General features: G+C 73.8%; 1 protein-coding gene. It reads left to right on the forward strand.

Annotated elements, in window-relative coordinates:
* A partial coding sequence (locus ACKVMH_RS13530) for a site-specific tyrosine recombinase XerD (RefSeq protein WP_412700668.1) occupies nt 1-755 on the forward strand: 755 nt, incomplete at its 5' end.
* Nucleotides 756-1040: the final 285 nt, after the last annotated feature.

The following is a 1040-nucleotide window of genomic DNA, read 5'->3' on the forward strand; positions in this document are numbered from 1 at the left end:
CCGGTGCCGACCGCGCGGCACTGTTCGACTACCTGGCCTGGCGCATGCGAGAGAGCTACTCGCCGCGCAGCAACGCCCGGCTGCTGTCGGCGCTGCGTGCGTTCTATGGCTGGCGGGTGCGGCGCGGCGAGCGCACCGACGACCCGACCGCGCTGCTGGAGCCACCCCGGCTGCCGCGCCTGCTGCCCATGGCCCTGGCCGAAAGCCAGGTTGATGCGTTGCTGGACGCGCCGGACGTCGACGACCCGATCGGCCTGCGCGACCGCGCGATGCTGGAGTTGATGTACGCCTGCGGCCTGCGTGTCAGCGAGCTGGCCAACCTGCCGGCGACCGCGCTCAACCTGCGCCAGGGCGTGCTGCGGGTCAGCGGCAAGGGAGGCAAGGAACGCCTGGTGCCGCTGGGCGAGGAGGCCCGGCACTGGCTCGAGCGCTACCTGGCCCACGCCCGCCCGCAACTGGCGGGCAAGCGCGTGCTGGCGCCACTGTTCATCGGCGCCAGCGGCGAGCCACCGAGCCGGCAGCAGGTGTGGCAACGGGTCAAGCGCTACGCCGCGGCCGCCGGTATCGACCCGGCCCGCATCAGTCCGCACGGGCTGCGGCACAGCTTCGCGACCCACCTGCTCAACCACGGCGCCGACCTGCGCGCGCTGCAGATGCTGCTCGGCCACAGCTCGCTGTCGACCACGCAGATCTACACGCTGGTTGCGCGCGAGCAGCTCAAGCAGCTGCACGCACGCCACCATCCGCGCGGCTGAGCGGACATGTACGGTTCGCCAACCGCGGCCGCCGCAGGGACGCGCGTCGCGCAAGCGCCCGTGGCCGGCGTGCCACAATCGGCGCAGTTCCCGGCGGCGCATGGCGCCCGCCCAATTCCAGGATCCGGCATGAAACGCACCCTCCTCGTCGCCGCACTCGGCGCCCTCAGCCTCTCCGCCTGCGCCAAGACGCCCGACGCCTCCGGCGCCGACGCTGCGCCGCGGTCCTCGGCCACGCCGGCAACGCTCGCGGCCAAGCCGGCAGCAGGCACGGCCGACGCGCGC

The organism is Lysobacter zhanggongensis (genome assembly GCF_046638635.1).
Classification (GTDB): domain Bacteria; phylum Pseudomonadota; class Gammaproteobacteria; order Xanthomonadales; family Xanthomonadaceae; genus Novilysobacter; species Novilysobacter luteus.